This window comes from Kitasatospora sp. NPDC092286 (assembly GCF_044755565.1).
Taxonomy (GTDB): Bacteria; Actinomycetota; Actinomycetes; order Streptomycetales; family Streptomycetaceae; genus Kitasatospora.
Genome location: NZ_JBIVRD010000011.1, coordinates 146,466 through 161,895, shown reverse-complemented (window position 1 = coordinate 161,895; position 15,430 = coordinate 146,466). Strand labels below are relative to the sequence as shown.

General features: G+C 71.4%; 13 protein-coding genes. 10 read left to right on the top strand and 3 right to left on the bottom strand.

Translation table 11 applies throughout. The features are described 5' to 3' along the window. Window positions 1-106: 106 nt before the first annotated feature. A complete protein-coding gene (locus ACIQIB_RS14025) occupies window positions 107-262 on the bottom strand; it encodes a hypothetical protein (protein ID WP_400758035.1) in 156 nt (51 codons plus the stop codon). Between the two features lie 238 nt (window positions 263-500). On the opposite strand from ACIQIB_RS14025, the gene ACIQIB_RS14020 reads away from it, so the two are divergent. Continuing rightward, window positions 501-1,856, top strand: coding sequence for a tetratricopeptide repeat protein (locus ACIQIB_RS14020; protein ID WP_400758033.1), 1,356 nt, complete (start codon window positions 501-503; stop codon window positions 1,854-1,856). Between the two features lie 22 nt (window positions 1,857-1,878). On the opposite strand, the gene ACIQIB_RS14015 is transcribed toward ACIQIB_RS14020, so the two are convergent. Further along, on the bottom strand, window positions 1,879-2,172 hold the full coding sequence (locus ACIQIB_RS14015; protein ID WP_400758031.1) for a winged helix-turn-helix domain-containing protein: 294 nt from the start codon (window positions 2,170-2,172) through the stop codon (window positions 1,879-1,881). Between the two features lie 355 nt (window positions 2,173-2,527). Here ACIQIB_RS14015 and ACIQIB_RS14010 point away from each other — a divergent pair, with 355 nt between their 5' ends. Further along, window positions 2,528-2,710, top strand: a complete 183-nt coding sequence (locus tag ACIQIB_RS14010) for a hypothetical protein (RefSeq protein ID WP_400758029.1) — start codon at window positions 2,528-2,530, stop codon at window positions 2,708-2,710. A 303-nt stretch (window positions 2,711-3,013) separates the two neighbouring features. On the opposite strand, the gene ACIQIB_RS14005 is transcribed toward ACIQIB_RS14010, so the two are convergent. Further along, complete coding sequence (locus tag ACIQIB_RS14005; RefSeq protein WP_400758027.1) at window positions 3,014-3,352, bottom strand: VOC family protein; 339 nt, start codon at window positions 3,350-3,352, stop codon at window positions 3,014-3,016. A 349-nt stretch (window positions 3,353-3,701) separates the two neighbouring features. On the opposite strand from ACIQIB_RS14005, the gene ACIQIB_RS14000 reads away from it, so the two are divergent. The 8 genes from ACIQIB_RS14000 to ACIQIB_RS13965 all read left to right on the top strand — a co-directional run bounded on the left by ACIQIB_RS14000 (window position 3,702) and on the right by ACIQIB_RS13965 (window position 15,428). Beyond that, window positions 3,702-5,246: a cytochrome ubiquinol oxidase subunit I gene (locus tag ACIQIB_RS14000; protein ID WP_400758025.1), complete on the top strand. Its 1,545-nt coding sequence runs from the start codon at window positions 3,702-3,704 to the stop codon at window positions 5,244-5,246. Between the two features lie 9 nt (window positions 5,247-5,255). Then, window positions 5,256-6,281 carry a cytochrome d ubiquinol oxidase subunit II gene (gene cydB, locus ACIQIB_RS13995; protein WP_400758023.1) on the top strand — a complete coding sequence of 342 codons (1,026 nt, stop codon included), beginning with the start codon at window positions 5,256-5,258 and terminating at the stop codon, window positions 6,279-6,281. A gap of 4 nt (window positions 6,282-6,285) precedes the next feature. After that, window positions 6,286-9,831, top strand: coding sequence for a thiol reductant ABC exporter subunit CydD (cydD, locus tag ACIQIB_RS13990; protein ID WP_400758021.1), 3,546 nt, complete (start codon window positions 6,286-6,288; stop codon window positions 9,829-9,831). Between the two features lie 212 nt (window positions 9,832-10,043). Then, window positions 10,044-11,708 carry a GAF domain-containing protein gene (locus tag ACIQIB_RS13985; protein WP_400758103.1) on the top strand — a complete coding sequence of 555 codons (1,665 nt, stop codon included), beginning with the start codon at window positions 10,044-10,046 and terminating at the stop codon, window positions 11,706-11,708. Window positions 11,709-12,052: 344 nt separating this feature from the next. After that, window positions 12,053-12,373, top strand: a complete 321-nt coding sequence (locus tag ACIQIB_RS13980; protein ID WP_363605216.1) for a hypothetical protein — start codon at window positions 12,053-12,055, stop codon at window positions 12,371-12,373. Next, the gene (locus ACIQIB_RS13975) at window positions 12,363-12,767 is read left to right on the top strand and encodes a hypothetical protein (protein ID WP_400758019.1); all 405 of its coding nucleotides are present in this window, start codon (window positions 12,363-12,365) and stop codon (window positions 12,765-12,767) included. Before ACIQIB_RS13980 ends, ACIQIB_RS13975 begins: the two co-directional genes overlap by 11 nt. A 450-nt stretch (window positions 12,768-13,217) precedes the next feature. Continuing rightward, window positions 13,218-14,273, top strand: a complete 1,056-nt coding sequence (locus ACIQIB_RS13970) for a substrate-binding domain-containing protein (protein WP_363605218.1) — start codon at window positions 13,218-13,220, stop codon at window positions 14,271-14,273. A gap of 96 nt (window positions 14,274-14,369) precedes the next feature. Continuing rightward, the gene (locus tag ACIQIB_RS13965) at window positions 14,370-15,428 is read left to right on the top strand and encodes a substrate-binding domain-containing protein (protein ID WP_400758016.1); all 1,059 of its coding nucleotides are present in this window, start codon (window positions 14,370-14,372) and stop codon (window positions 15,426-15,428) included. Window positions 15,429-15,430 lie beyond the last annotated feature (2 nt).

Below are 15,430 nucleotides of genomic sequence, written 5' to 3'. Positions count from 1 at the left end.
GCGGATTCTCCTTGCTCGGGGCTGTGAGGCGATGCGGGTCGGCCCGGTGGCTGCCCGAGCCGACCCGCCCTGCCGTCAACTACACGGCATCAACTGTGAGTTGCTGTCAGACCTCGACGGCCACGGGCGCGAAGTCGCCGTCCGGGACCATGTGGTCCAGGTTCCGGGTCAGGGACGCGACGGCCACGGGCGCGAAGTCGCCGTCCGGCACCGAGTGGTCCAGGCCGCGCGTCAGGTTGCTGACCTCGATGTTGGCGGGCATAGTCCTGCTCCTTCCATGGGAACTACTGCGGATTGGTGCTCCCCTCCGAGGTTCGGAGAGGAGTCTGCGAACCGCTGGCGGGTCCACCGCGCGGCTTGCGGCCGGTGTTGCCGTACCGGCCGGGCGGGAGCCCCTGACCTGTCGGTGCAATCAGTGAACAGCCAGTCACGCTCCGGGGGTACGGTGGGAGCACACCGATCCCGTTCAACCCGTTCAAGATCGCAATTAGGGGCGACAGTTGACGGACACTAAGACACCAAACGAGGCACTGGCCCGTGCCATCGCCGAGGCCGGATGCACGTACCAGGCACTGGCGACGACAGTGCGCGCGGTCGCTTCCGAGGCGGGGGAGCACCTGGCAACGGCACCCTCGGCCGTCGCTCACTGGGTGGCCGGCGGAACCCCCACGGGGCGCACTCCGCTGTACCTTGCCGAGGCGCTCACCCGGAGGACGCGTCGCAAGGTGACCGTTGCGGAGATCGGATTAGGGTCGGAAGCGATCGGGGAGGTTATGAGTGCCGACCCGCTGGCCACCGCCGCCGACCTCGGGAGAGCCGTGATGCAGTCCCGCCGTGACTTCCTCGCCAGTGCGTTCGCCACCGCCGCCGTGGCACTGCCGCTGACCTACGATCACCAAGCGGTCGCCGCCACCCTGCGAGCAGGAAGGACCGGCGGCAGGGTGGGTGTCGGCGAGGTGACCACCGTCCGGCACATCACCAGCGTGTTCACTGCCGCTGACGAGCGTCTTGGGGGTGGGCACGGGCTGAGTGCGGTGACCACCTACCTGACCGACACGGTGGTGCCGATGCTCCAGGCCGTGTACCCCTCCGAAGCGATTCGCCGGGACGCCTACGGCGCGGCGGCCGAACTGTCGTACCTCGCCGCCTGGAAGTACCACGACCTGGGCCGGGAGGGCGCCGCACAGCGGTACTACCTCCTCGGCTACCAACTTGCCTGCGAGAGCGATCCGACAGGACACGGAGCCTGGATGATGCGCGCTCTCGCCCATCAGGCTCTCAACCTCAAGCAGCCGGAGTTCTGCGTCGAACTGGCGGAGGAGTCCCTACGGCGGGCGCGTGGGAAGGTGGACCCGCAGACCGAGGCCCTGTTGCTGATCACGAGCGCCAGGGCGTACGGAGCCATGGGAAGCGGGAAGAGGGCTGCGGCGGCGCTTCTCGCAGCCGAGGACGCCATGCTCGACACCGCGACGCCGCCCGCGTCTTTCACGGCGGCTACCGGGCCGGTAGCGGCCACCGTTGCCTCTCACACCGCCAAGACGCTGGCCGAACTGAAAGACCACCAGGCGGCCGAGCGACACCACCGGGCCGCCCTCGCCGGTCGTGACCCCGAGGCGTTCCGGCGCATTCACGCCCTGACGCTCGGGAACCTGGCCCGGTCCGTCGCTGCCCAGCGGCGCCACGACGAAGCCGTGGGGATCTGGGGCCAGTCGCTGGACTTCATGGACGGAGTCGTCTCGGACCGGCACAAGAAGGACCTTCACAAAGTCCGTACCACAATGACGAGTTGGGCCCGTCGCGGAATCCCCGGCGCCGCAGACCTGGGGCAGCGCGCTGCCGAACTCGTCCGAGCCTGACCCGCGCCCACCCGGCTCCGCCCTACTGGTCAAGTCCGGTGGGCGGGGCCTGCTGGTCTCCGGTGGTCTGGCCAGTGCGGTCCGCCACGAACGTGCCGCGCTGCGGAAGGGTCCGGACCCACCCTTCGGAGCGCAGGTGCTCGACCGCATGGCGGGCAGTGTTCCGGGCAACGCCGTATGCCTGGATCAACGTGCTCTCGGACGGCACGCGGGCCCCGACTCGCAGTTCCCCGGACTGAATGGCCCGGATGATGTCCGCCGCAATCTGCTGATACGGGTGCGCCTCGGCGTCCGGGTCGATCGGGGTTACGTCCATGCTCAAAAGCGTAGGGCGACCCAAACGACCTCGCGCGTTTCGCTACGAGCATGAACGTATCTAGACGTACCTATAGGAGTTGAGTACGGTCGAAATCCGCACCGCCAACCAAAGAAGCCCCGGGACTGTGCGACCAGTCACCGGGGCCATTCGTCCGCACAGCTATTAGGGAGCTGCCGACGTGCGTCATCTTATCGTTTTGGCCATACTCCGAGTCCTGGTTCTCGGCCTTCCGGCACGCAGCCGATACCGCTCCGCAACCGGCTCCGCCTCTACTCCGATACCCATATCCGGGGCTGTTCGGCCCCACCTGCGCGGACCGTGGGCCGAGTCACGCGAGCTGTACACGGGCACAGTGTTCCGCCCGTACATAGACCACGGTGCATGGCTCGCCGAGCTGGACGAGATGCAACGCGAGTACGACGAGAGGCAGCGCCAGTGGGAGCGGCGGGAAGCGCTCCGCGCGGTGGTGCTGGGCCTCCCCGACCCCGGATACACCTACCCCGGCGCACACGCTCTCGCTGGGCCGGTGGCGTGATGGCTCGGGTGTTCATCAGGCGGCTTCCGGACGGCACCCGCAGGGGCAACACAAGGGGTCTGCTGCGGTGCGAGCGGGACGGGTGGCAGATCCTCGCCGGAGCCCGCTACGCGGTCCGCTACGAGCCCCGTACGGCGAACGACTGCCGACCGTGGACAGACGGGGTTACCCGGTTCTGGTCGCGTGACTGCTGGGCAGTGCCGCACCACGACGTTCGCCCCTCCGAGTGAGTCCACCCCGATAGCAAGATGCCCCGTTCGGCCAAGCGCCGGGCGGGGCTCTGTCGTTGGTGCTGACCTGCGGCTAAGCTGCACAGAACTGGTAATCGCGTGTGTTGGGGTCCCGCAGAACGGTCCAGGCCAGACCCGGCACGCTGTGCTCGCTCACGACTGTTGCGCCCATGCCCACCAGCCGGTCCACCTCATCGGGGCGGCTCTGCGACGCGAAGTCCACATGGACGCGGTTCTTGCCCTGCCTGTCCTCGGGGACGCGCTGGAATCCCAGAGTCACCGGCTCCGCGCCGACCGCGACGAACTCGCCGAAGTCCTGGACGATCTCCGCGTCCAGCGCGGCCGCCCACCACCGGGCGAGCTCCTGCGGCTCCGCGCAGTCCACTGTGATCATCGCCGCCGAAAGAGTCATGGACGCACTGTAGCCATCCAGGGCGGAGCGGCAGCGGTGCGGCCGGATCCTGCCGATCGGCCTGGGCCTGCCCCGTCTGTCAAGCGACGGATCGGCCAAGATTGCCGCGGTGCGCGCCCGGCCCGCTTGTTGTGGCGGCGCCGGGCGGGTCCGCAGACTGTGCGCACAACATCGCTGGTCAACCCCCACCCCGCCTGCGGGCCGCTCGTAAGCATCGTGGATACTTCCCTTGTGAACGTGTTCACGTTCACAAGCGGACAAGCTTGCGCGGTTGGGCAGCGGTCTACAGCTATAGATGAAGTTTGTCCTGAATGTGCCCTATGACAGGGTCAGTTGGAGAGAGGGCGACGTGGAACTGGCAATCGCTCACGAGACCATCGCGCGATGGCAATTCGGCATCACCACCGTCTACCACTTCCTCTTCGTCCCGCTCACCATCAGCCTGGCCGCCATCGTGGCCGGGCTGGAGACCGCCTGGGTGCGGACGAACAAGGAGAAGTACTTCCACGTCACCAAGTTCTGGGGGAAGCTTTTCCTGATCAACATCGCGATGGGCGTGGTCACCGGCATCGTCCAGGAGTTCCAGTTCGGCATGAACTGGTCGGACTACTCCCGGTTCGTGGGTGATGTCTTCGGTGCCCCGCTCGCGATGGAGGCGCTGATCGCCTTCTTCTTCGAGTCCACCTTCATCGGGCTCTGGATCTTCGGCTGGGACAAGCTGCCGAAGAAGCTGCACTGCGCCTGCATGTGGATGGTCGCACTCGGCACCGTGCTCTCGGCCTACTTCATCCTGGCCGCCAACTCGTGGATGCAGCACCCGGTCGGCTACTCGATCGACCCGGTGACCGGCAAGGCGCAGCTCACCGACATAGCGCGGGTGCTGTTCCAGGACACCACCGTCACCGTCGTGCTGCACACCCTGACCGCGGCCTTCCTCACCGGCGCGGCCTTCATGGTCGGCATCGCCTCCTTCCACCTCTGGAAGGCCAAGCGCAAGCCGGAGACGGCCGACCCCAAGAAGACCGCCGTGATGCGGACCTCGCTGCGGCTCGGCCTGGTCCTCGCGGTGATCTTCGGTCTGGGCACCGCGCTCAGCGGCGACTCGCTGGCCAAGGTCATGTTCCGCCAGCAGCCGATGAAGATGGCGGCCGCCGAGGCCCTCTGGGACACCCAGGCGCCCGCGCCGTTCTCGGTCTTCGCGGTCGGTGACGTCAGCAAGGGCCACAACTCGGTCGAGCTGGAGATCCCGGGGATACTCTCCTTCCTCGCCAACAGCGACTTCAGCTCCTCCGTCCCGGGCATCAACGACACCGCCCAGGCCGAGGCCGCCAAGTACGGCGGTGACCCGAAGGACTACATCCCGAGCATCTTCGTGACGTACTGGGGCTTCCGCCTCATGATCGGCTTCGGGATGACCTCCTTCATGGCCGGCCTGATCGGACTCTGGACCACCCGGAAGAAGCGGTTCCTGGCACCGGAGTTCCGCACCGGCGAGACCGAGGTGCCCCGGCTGATGCTCACCCCGAAGCGCGAGCTCGGGCCGTTCCTCACCAAGTGGAGCTGGCGGATCGGCATCCTCACCATGGGGTTCCCGCTGATCGCCAACAGCTTCGGCTGGATCTTCACCGAGATGGGCCGCCAGCCCTGGGCCGTCTTCGGGCTGATGACCACCGCGAGCGCCGTCTCGCCGAACGTCGGCATCGGCACCCAGATCGGCGCCCTGACCACCTTCACCCTGCTGTACGCGATCCTCGCCGTCGTCGAGGTGCGGCTGCTGGTCAAGTACGCCAAGGCCGGCCCGGTCACCGCCGAGGAGCCGCCCGCCAAGGACCCGACGCTGCGCGGCCCGTCCTCCGAGGACGACGCCGACAAGCCGCTCGCCTTCGCCTACTGAGGATCCGAAATGCAACTCCACGACGTCTGGTTCATCCTCATCGCCGTCCTGTGGATCGGCTACTTCTTCCTTGAGGGCTTCGACTTCGGCATCGGCATCCTGACCAAGCCGCTGGCCCGCGGCCGTGCCGAGCGGCGGGTACTGATCAACACCATCGGCCCGGTCTGGGACGGCAACGAGGTCTGGCTGCTGACCGCCGGCGGGGCCACCTTCGCGGCCTTCCCCGACTGGTACGCGACGCTGTTCAGCGGCTTCTACATCCCGCTGCTGATCATCCTGGTCTGCCTGATCGTCCGCGGCGTCGCCTTCGAGTACCGGGCCAAGCGCCCGGAGGAGCGCTGGCAGCGGAACTGGGAGGAGGCCATCTTCTGGACCTCGCTGATCCCGGCCTTCCTCTGGGGCGTGGCCTTCGCCAACATCGTCCGCGGCGTCGACATCGACCAGCAGAAGAACTACGTTGGCGGCTTCTGGGACCTGCTCAACCCGTACGCCATCCTGGGGGGCCTGGTGACGCTGTCGCTGTTCACGTTCCACGGCGCGGTGTTCGCCGCGCTCAAGACGGTCGGCGACATCCGGGAGCGGGCGCGGGTCATGGCGCTGCGGGCCGGCCTGGTGACGGCCGTGCTGGCGCTGGCCTTCCTGGTCTGGACCCAGGCCGACAACGGCAACGGCTGGAGCCTCGTGGCCATGGTGATCGCCGTACTGGCCCTGGTGGCGGCCCTGGTGGCCAACCAGCTGGGCCGCGAGGGCTGGGCGTTCATCGCCTCCGGGGCGACCGTGGTGGCCGCCGTCGCGATGCTCTTCCTGGCGCTCTTCCCGGACGTGATGCCGTCCACCCTCAACACCGAATGGAGCCTGACCGTCTCCAACGCCTCGTCCTCGCCGTACACGCTGAAGCTGATGACCATCGTCGCCGCGGTCTTCACCCCGCTCGTGCTGCTCTACCAGGGCTGGACGTACTGGGTGTTCCGCAAGCGGATCGGCGTCCAGCACATCCCCGGGCACGACCCGGCCGCCGCGCTCGACAAGGCCTGACCCCGTGAAGCCGGTCGACCCCCGACTCCTCGGGTACGCCCGCACCACCCGTGCCTTCCTCGCCGGATCGGTGGTCCTCGGCGGGGCGGGCGCGGCCCTGGTGGTCGCCCAGGCGAGCCTGATCGCCGAGATCGTCGTCCGGGCGTTCCAGCAGGGCGCGGCCCTCGGCGAGCTGACCACGCCGCTGGTCCTGCTCGCGCTGACCGCGCTCGGGCGCGGGCTGGTCGGCTGGCTCACCGAACTCACCGCGCACCGGTCCGTCGCCCGGGTGAAGTCCACCCTGCGCCGCCGGCTGCTCGACCACGCCACCGCGCTCGGCCCGGCCTACCTGGCGGGCCGGCGCACCGGCGAACTCACCACCCTCGCCACCCGCGGCATCGACGCGCTCGACGACTACTTCGCCCGCTACCTCCCGCAGCTGGCGCTCTCCGTCGTGGTGCCGGTGATCGTGCTGCTGCGGATCGTCGGTGCCGACTTCGCCTCCGCCGCGATCATCGCCGGGACGCTGCCGCTGATCCCGCTGTTCATGGTGCTGATCGGGATGGCCACCCAGTCCCGGATGGACCGGCAGTGGGACACCCTCTCCCGGCTCTCGCACCACTTCCTCGACGTGGTCGCCGGGCTGCCCACCCTCAAGGTGTTCAACCGGGCCCGGGCCCAGGCCGCCACCATCGCCCGGATCACCGCCGACTACCGCCGGGCCACCCTGCGGACCCTGCGGATCGCCTTCATCTCCTCGTTCGCGCTGGAGCTGCTCTCCACGCTGTCCGTCGCGCTGGTCGCGGTCTCCATCGGCTTCCGGCTGGTGGACGGCACGCTGGACCTGGAGACCGGGCTGCTGGTCCTGATCCTCGCGCCCGAGGTGTACTTCCCGATCCGCCAGGTCGGCGCGCTCTACCACTCCAGCGTGGAGGGGCTGACGGCGGCGGACGAGATCTTCCAGGTGCTGGAGACCCCGCTGCCGGCGGCGGGCACGGTGGCGGCACCCGCCCTCGCCGGTGCCGTCGTCACGGCCGAAGACCTCACCGTCACCTTCCCCGGCCGTACCGGGCCCGCCCTCGACGACGCCTCGCTGACCCTCCGCCCGGGCGGCACGGTCGCGCTCACCGGCCCGAGCGGGGCCGGCAAGAGCACCCTGCTCGCCGTCCTGCTCGGCCTCACCACGCCGGACACCGGCACCGTCCGGATCACCGCCGCCGACGGGCGGACGTACGACCTGGCCGAGCTGGCGCCGGAGAGCTGGCGCCGGCAGATCGCCTGGGTGCCGCAGCACCCGCACCTGTTCGCCGGCACCATCACCGACAACCTGCGGCTGTACCGGCCGGACGCGGACGAACCGGAACTGCGGGCCGCGCTGCGCGCCGCGCACGCGCTGGACTTCGTGGACCGGCTGCCGCAGGGGCTCGCCACCGTGCTGGGCGAGGACGGCGCCGGGCTCTCGGCCGGCCAGCGGCAGCGGCTGGCGCTCGCCCGGGTGCTGCTCGCCGACGACCGGCCGCTGGTGCTGCTCGACGAGCCGACCGCCAACCTGGACGGCGAGTCGGAGGCGGCCGTCGTGGCCGCCGTCCGGACACTGGCCGAGGACCCGGCACGGACCGTGCTGCTGGTCGCCCACCGCCCGGCCCTGCTGGCGGTGGCGGACGAGCGGGTACGGCTGGCCGGGCCCGCCCCGATGGCCGCCGCGGCCGCCCGCCCGCCCCGGCTCACGCACGACGGCCGGCCGGTGCCCGCCACCGACCCGGGCGAGGACGACCCCGCCGCCGAGGCCACCACGCCGCGGCTCGCGCTCTCCGTCCTGCTCGGCTCGCTCGCCCTCGGCTGCGCGGTCGCCCTGATGGCCACCTCCGGGTACCTCATCTCCCGCGCCTCCGAGATGCCGCCCGTCCTCTACCTGATGATGGCCGTCACCTCGGTCCGGGCCTTCGGCATCGGGCGGAGCGTCTTCCGCTACGCCGAGCGGCTGGTCTCGCACGACGCCGTCCTGCGGACCCTCGGCACGCTGCGGGCGGCCGTCCACCGGCGGCTCACCGTGCTCGCCCCGGCCGGGCTGCCCGCGTTCCGCCGGGGGGACCTGCTGTCGCGACTGGTCGCGGACGTCGACGCGGTCCAGGACCACTACCTGCGCTGGCGGCTGCCGGCGGCGGTGGCGGCCGTGGTCTCGCTGGCCTCCGCCGTCGCGCTCGGGCTGTTCCTGCCCGCCGCCGGCGTCGTGCTCGGGCTGGGGCTGCTGCTGGCCGGGGCCGTGGTGCCCGCGCTGGCCGCCCGCTGGTCGGCCGGCACCGAGCGGCGGCAGGCGCCGGCCCGGGGGCGGCTGGCCACCGCCGTGGTGGACACCTTCACCGGCACCGCCGAGCTGACCGTCGCCGGGGCGCTCCCCGGCCGGCTGGCCGCCGTCCGCTCCGCCGACTCCGCGCTGACCGGGCTGGCCGCCCGGTCGGCCGCCACCACGGCGCTCGGCACCGGCCTGATCGCGCTGCTCACCGGGCTGACGGTGGCCGCCGCCGCGGCCGTCGGCGTCCAGGGCGTGCGGGCCGGCGCGCTGGCGCCGGTCTGCCTGGCGGTCGTCGTGCTCACCCCGCTGGCCGCCTTCGAGGCCGTCACCGGCATGCCGCTCGCCGTCCAGGCCCGCCAGCGCAGCCGGGCCGCCTCGGCGCGGCTGCGCGAGGTGCTGGACGCGCCGGCCGTGGTCGCCGAGCCCGCCGCCCCGGCGGCGCTGCCCGGGCAGCCGCTGCCGATCGCCGTCCGCGGGCTGACCGTCCGGCACCCCGGACAGGCCGAGTCCGCGCTCACCGGGGTGGACCTCGATCTCGCCGCCGGGCGCCGGATCGCGGTCGTCGGCCCGTCCGGCTCCGGCAAGACCACGCTGGCCCAGGCGCTGCTGCGCTTCCTGGACCAGACGGCGGGCACGGTCACCCTCGCCGCCGGCCGTCCACCGGCCGTGGACAGCCGGGAGCTCGCCGGGGACGACGTCCGGCGGGTGATCGGGCTCTGCGCGCAGGACGCCCACGTCTTCGACAGCTCGCTGCGGGAGAACCTCCGGCTGGCCCGGCCGGCGGCCACCGAGGACGAGCTGCGCGCGGCGCTCGCCGTCGCCCGCCTGCTGGACTGGACCGACACCCTCCCGGCCGGTCTGGACACCATGGTCGGCGAGCACGGCGCCCGCCTCTCCGGCGGCCAGCGGCAGCGGCTCGCGCTCGCCCGCGCGCTGCTCGCCGACTTCCCCGTGCTGGTCCTCGACGAGCCCGCCGAGCACCTGGACCTGCCGACCGCCGACGCCCTCACCGCCGACCTGCTCGCCGCCACCGCGGGCCGCACCACCGTCCTGATCACCCACCGGCTGGCCGGCCTGGACGACACCACGGTCGACGAGGTCCTGGTGCTGGACGCCGGACGGGTCGCCGAACGCGGCACCTGGTCGGCCCTGGTGGCGGACCGGGGCGGCCGGCTGCGGGCGATGTGGGAACGGGAGCAGGAGGCGGACGGGCTGGTGGACGCGCCGGGGAGCGGGCCTGCCGCCCCCGACCGGGCCGGGGCGCCGGTCGGAAACTGATGCCGGGCGGCCGTGCCGTCCTTCGGCAGAAAACCGTACAAACTACGCTCGTCTTCATGGACCCCACGCCAGACCTCTCCGCCGCCGCACCCGGCCCGACGCCGTCCGATCCGGCGCCGCACCGGGTGCCCGAGATCTCCTCGCTCGGGCTGGACACGCTGGTCACCGAGGTGGCGGAGCGCCTGCAGTCGGCGGCGGCCGTCACCGACCGGATGCAGCGGCTGCTGGAGGCGGTGGTCTCGGTCGGGTCCGGGCTGGACCTGCACGCCACCCTGCACCGGATCGCCACCGGCGCGGCGGAACTGGTGGACGCCCGGTACGCGGCGCTCGGGGTGATCGCGCCGGGCGGACACGGACTGGCCGACTTCATCCACGTCGGGGTGGACGACGAGACCGCCACCGAGATCGGCGAACTGCCTGCCGGGCGGGGCATCCTGGGCGCGCTGATCGACCGCCCCGAGCCGCTGCGCCTCACCGACCTCACCGCCGACCCGCGCTCGTCCGGCTTCCCGCCGCACCACCCGTCGATGAGGACCTTCCTCGGGGAGCCGATCCGGATCCGGGAGGAGGTCTTCGGCAACCTCTACCTCACCGAGAAGAAGGGCGGCGGCGCCTTCACCCCCGAGGACGAGCAGGTCGTGCACGCGCTCGCCGCCGCGGCCGGCGTGGCGATCGAGAACTCGCGGCTGTACGAGGAGGGCCGGCGGCGGGAGCGCTGGATCGCCGGCGCGGCCGCCGTCACCACGGCGCTGCTCTCCACCGACGAGGCCGAGGTGGCGCTGACCGTCGCGGCCGAGCAGGTACGGGAGTTGGCGGACGCGGCGCTCGGCATGATCCTGCTGCCCACCAGCGGCGGGCCCGCGGACGGCCAGATGCGGGTGGCCCACGCCTCGGGCGAGGCGGCCGAGTTCGTCCGGGGCGAGCTGCTGCCGCAGGACAGCTTCGCCGCGCGGCTGTTGCAGGGCGAGAGCGTCTACCTGGACGACATGTCCAGCGACCCGACCGTGGTGATCCGCCTGGCGCGCAGCTTCGGTCCGTCGATGGCGGTGCCGATGGTCGCGGCCGGCCGGGTACTGGGCGGGCTCTGCGTGTGGCGCTCGCGCGGCGCGCTGCCGTTCACCGACTCGGAGAAGCAACTCGCCGAGACCTTCGCCTCACAGGCCGCGCTCGCCCTGCGGCTCGCCGAGGGCCAGCGGGACCAGCAGCGCCTGGCCGTCTTCCAGGACCGCGACCGGATCGCCCGGGACCTCCACGACCTGGTGATCCAGCGGCTGTTCGCCACCGGGATGATGCTGGAGAGCGCCGCCCGGCGGGCCCTCGTCCCCGAGGTGAAGGTCGGCATCGGCAAGGCCGTGGACGAGCTGGACGCCACCATCCAGGAGGTCCGCACCACCATCTACGCACTGCAGCACGACAACCACGGCGACGCCCCCGACACCCTGCGGACCAGGGTGCTGCGGGAGGGCAGTCAGGCCGCGGCGGCGCTCGGGTTCAAGCCGTCGGTGACCTTCACCGGGCCGGTGGAGAGCCTGGTCGGCGAGAATACCGGGCGTCAACTCCTGGCGGCGCTACGGGAAATGCTCTCCAACACGGCCCGGCACGCGCGGGCCTCGCGGGTCGGGGTGGAGATCGACGCGACCGTGCACCTGGACGACGAGGGCCACCCGATGGGCGGCGGCCCGGAGTCGCTGGACCGGGCCGGGCGGCCGGGTGTGCTGCTCACCGTGACGGACGACGGCGTCGGCATTCCGCCCGGTGGGCGCCGCAGCGGCCTGCGCAACCTGACCCGGCGGGCGGAGGTGCTCGGCGGCGACGCGTGGCACGAGCCGGGCCCGTACGGCAAGGGCACGAGGGTGTGCTGGACCGCCCGGCTCTGAACGTTCGGCTCTGAGGGGCCCGGCTCTGGGCTTCTGGCTCTGGGCGTCTGGCTCTGCGTGTCCGGCCGGTTTCGAACGCCCTGTGCACGGAAAGGGAGGACGGCGTCCAGTTGGTGTACACCCGGTGAAAGTTTAACGAGAGAGAACTTCCCGGCCAACGGAGCAAGTTGTGCATTTCCCTCCCTTCCGGCGCCCTCGTGTGCACACATAGCTTTACTCCCGTCTCGGAGAGGTACCGGACTGGGGGAGCAGTGGACGCGTCAGGTCGCGGTCACACCGCAGCAGGGGCAGGTCGCGGGGGGTTCCGGACCGAACGGGCGCCGGACGGCCGGTACCGCTGGCAGTTGAAGGCGCCCAACGGCCGGGTGGTGGCGATCACCCCGGCCGCGTACGAGACGGCCGGTGAGGCCGAGCGCGGCTTCGACGGCTTACGGGCCGGCGCGGACGGGCTGGTCGCCCGGATCACCCATGTCCGGGACGGCATCGGCTGGATCTGGGTCGTCCCCGGCTCCCGCACCCTCCCCGAGGTGCGTTCCAGCCGCGCGTACGAGCGGTACGCGACCTGCCAGAACGCCTTCCGGCGGTTCGTGGCGCTGCTGGCCAAGCATCCCGGTCACGAACTCACCGACATCAGAGTCCCGTTGAGACCGTCCGATGCGGGCTGAGCGGCGTGGTCCGAGACTGCTGACCGTCCCCGCGGCCGGCCAGTGCGTCGGCTGGGCGCTGCGCGCCGCCAACGGGCGGCAGCTGGGCGTCGGCGTGCGCACCTACCGCAGCGAGGACGAACTCGCCGACGCGGTCAGAGAACTGATCATCGAACGGGCCGCGCTGCGGTGCACCGTCGGACAGTCCGAGGCCCGGCTCTGGGTGTGGACCGCCTACCTGCCGGTGCGCAGCACCCGGCCGGGCGCGGGCGAGGCCGGCCCGATCGCCCGCAGCGCCCGCGGCTATCTGCGGCGCGACCAGTGCCAGGCCGGGGTGGACGGCTTCCTGGCCGGGCTCCACTGGGTCGGCCAGGAACTGCGGCGGGCCGGCCGTGACACCCGCTGGCCCTGGTGACGCTGCGCGCCCCTGCCGGCCGTTCGTTTCTTCCCCCGTCGGCCCGTTCGCGCCCTCCCGCCCGCCCCGGCTCCGGCGTTCCCGCGCTCCCGGCCCGCCCGGCACTCCCCGCACGTCCGCCCGCCGTGGCTACCGCTGCCCCGTGCGCGCCGTTCCGGTGAAGCCCAGGTTTCCGGCAGCCTCCCGAACCGCCACCTGGAGAAGAACGTCACAGGCCTGCGACCTGCGTGTTTCTGCCCCTCCACGCCCGCGCTGACCAGTCGCTAAACCTGTCTGAACCGACGTATCGACAATCTCCGCCCGTCGTCGACCACCCTTCCGGCGGAACCTCCGAGCCGGACAGGATCAGCTCTGCCGGACGGACCGCCGCGGACGCGGTCACCGGCCCCGGGCCCCCAACCAGGGCCCGGGTACAGCGATGTACGTCTCTCCCACCGGAGGAACAGGAACATGCGCAAGACCGCTGCCAAGCTGCTCGCCGTCGCCGCTCTCGCGACCTCGGTCGCCACGATCGCCAGTGGCACCGCCATTGCCGACCCGACGGTCACCCCGGCCGCCACGGACATCGTGAGCGTGGGCTCCGACACGACCCAGGCCGTGTCGAACCAGTTCTCCACCGACTACAACGCCTACCTGGCGAGCATCGGCGACACCACCTCGCCGCGCTACTACAGCTGGGACGCGACCGGCTCCGCCACCATCAACCTGCGGGCCGGCGTCTCCAACTTCAACCGTCCGAACGGCTCCGGCGCCGGCATCACCGCGCTGAACGCGCTCAACAGCCCGGTCGACGTGGCCCGCTCCTCGCGTGGCCCGAAGGCGAACCCCGGTGGCGACCCGACCACCGACGTGTTCGTGGCCTTCGCCAAGGACGCGGTCTCCTGGTCCGCCCCGGCCACCGGCTACGCCCCGGCCGACCTCACCACCGTCCAGCTCAAGTCCATCTACGAGTGCGGCACCACCGACTGGCACACGATCGTCCCGTCCGTGCCGGCCGGCACCACCATCAAGCCGTACCTGCCCCAGAGCGACTCCGGCACCCGGGCCTTCTTCCTGACCGCGATCGGCAACCCGGCCCTGGGCCCCTGCGTCACCACCGGCCCGCAGGAGAACGAGGGCACCGACGCGGCGTTCACCAACCCCGCCTCGCTGTTCCCCTACTCGGTCGCGCACTACATCGGCCAGGTCTACGGCGGCCACAGCAGCGGCACCGACGCGCCCGGCAGCCTGACCATCCGCACGGTTGACGGTCTCTCGCCGCTCACCGCCGCCAACACGCTCAGCCCGCAGTTCGCCGCCACCCCGTACGGCCGGACGGTCTACAACGTGGTCCGTCAGGGCGACTGGACCGCGAGCAACGCCCGCGGCACCGCGCTCCGCAACATCTTCGGCCCGGCCAGCACCAACGGCTGGATCTGCAAGAACGGCACCAGCATCATCAAGAACTACGGCTTCCTCCCGCTGCCGGGCACCGCGTGCGGCAGCACCATCCAGAACACCGTCTGATCCACCGTCACCAACCAGGCGGCCGGGGGTGCTGAACCCCCGGCCGCCGGGCCGGATCCGGCGCCGAGTACGGATATTCAAGGAGTCCTGGCAACAGTGCGAAAGACCTCTGTCAAGCTGCTCGCCGGTCTGGCCCTGGTCATCACAGTGACGGCCACCGGCACCGTCGGTACGGCCGTTGCCGACCCTGCGGTCACGCCGTCGGCGACCGACATCGTGGGTGTGGGTACCGAGGACACCGAGGGGGTGCTCAACGAGTTGTCCGCCGGGTACAACGCCTATCTGGCCGGCCTGGGGGACACCGCCTCGCCGCGCCTGCGCAGTTGGGACGCGAACGGCAGTGCGCTCATCACGGTGAGGGCGGGCACCGCTCCGATCTCCCGGCCGCACGGTACGCGGCCCGGCATTCTGAAACTCATGGAACCCCGGAGCCCGGTGGACTTCGCCCGCTCCTCCCGTGGGCCGGAGCTCTTGGACCCGGGGACCCAGGACCCCCAGAGCAACGTCTTCGTGGCCTTCGCGAAGGACGCGGTGACCTGGTCGGCCAAGGCCGGCGGCCACGCACCCGGCAGTCTGAGCACGGCGCAGCTCAAGTCCATCTACGAGTGCTACGTCACCAACTGGCAGCAGATCGACCCCGCGCTGCCCAACGCGGCGATCAAGCCCTACCTGCCCCGGTACACCTCCGACACCCGGAGCTTCTTCCTGAAGGCGCTGGGCAACCCGGCTCTGGGCGGCTGCGTCACCACCGGCCCGCAGGAGAACGAGGGCACCGACCCGGCCCTGGACGACCCGGACGTGGTCTTCCCCTACTCGGTCGCGCACTACATCGGCCAGGTCTACGGCGGCCACAGCAGCGGTACCGACGCGCCCGGCAGCCTGGCCGTCCGCAGCATTGACGGCATCTCGCCGTTCACCGCCGCCAACACGCTCAGCCCGCAGTTCGCCTCCATGGTCTTCGGGCGGACGGTCTACAACGTCGTCCGTGAGAGCGAATGGATGGCGGCCGACGCCCACGGTGCCGCGCTCCGCAACATCTTCGGCATGGCCGGCCGCAATGGTTGGATCTGCAAGAACGGCACCGATGTGATCAAGAGCTACGGCTTCCTGCCGTTGCCGGGCACCGCGTGCGGCAGCACCATCCAGAACCCCTAGCG

Bases quoted from the DNA above. Each gene is read 5' to 3' on its own strand.
- ACIQIB_RS14025 (WP_400758035.1), bottom strand. From the start codon at position 262: ATGCCCGCCAACATCGAGGTCAGCAACCTGACGCGCGGCCTGGACCAC.
- ACIQIB_RS14015 (WP_400758031.1), bottom strand. From the start codon at position 2,172: ATGGACGTAACCCCGATCGACCCGGACGCCGAGGCGCACCCGTATCAG.
- ACIQIB_RS14005 (WP_400758027.1), bottom strand. From the start codon at position 3,352: ATGACTCTTTCGGCGGCGATGATCACAGTGGACTGCGCGGAGCCGCAG.
- cydB (WP_400758023.1), top strand. From the start codon at position 5,256: ATGCAACTCCACGACGTCTGGTTCATCCTCATCGCCGTCCTGTGGATC.
- ACIQIB_RS13985 (WP_400758103.1), top strand. From the start codon at position 10,044: ATGCAGCGGCTGCTGGAGGCGGTGGTCTCGGTCGGGTCCGGGCTGGAC.
- ACIQIB_RS13975 (WP_400758019.1), top strand. From the start codon at position 12,363: ATGCGGGCTGAGCGGCGTGGTCCGAGACTGCTGACCGTCCCCGCGGCC.
- ACIQIB_RS13970 (WP_363605218.1), top strand. From the start codon at position 13,218: ATGCGCAAGACCGCTGCCAAGCTGCTCGCCGTCGCCGCTCTCGCGACC.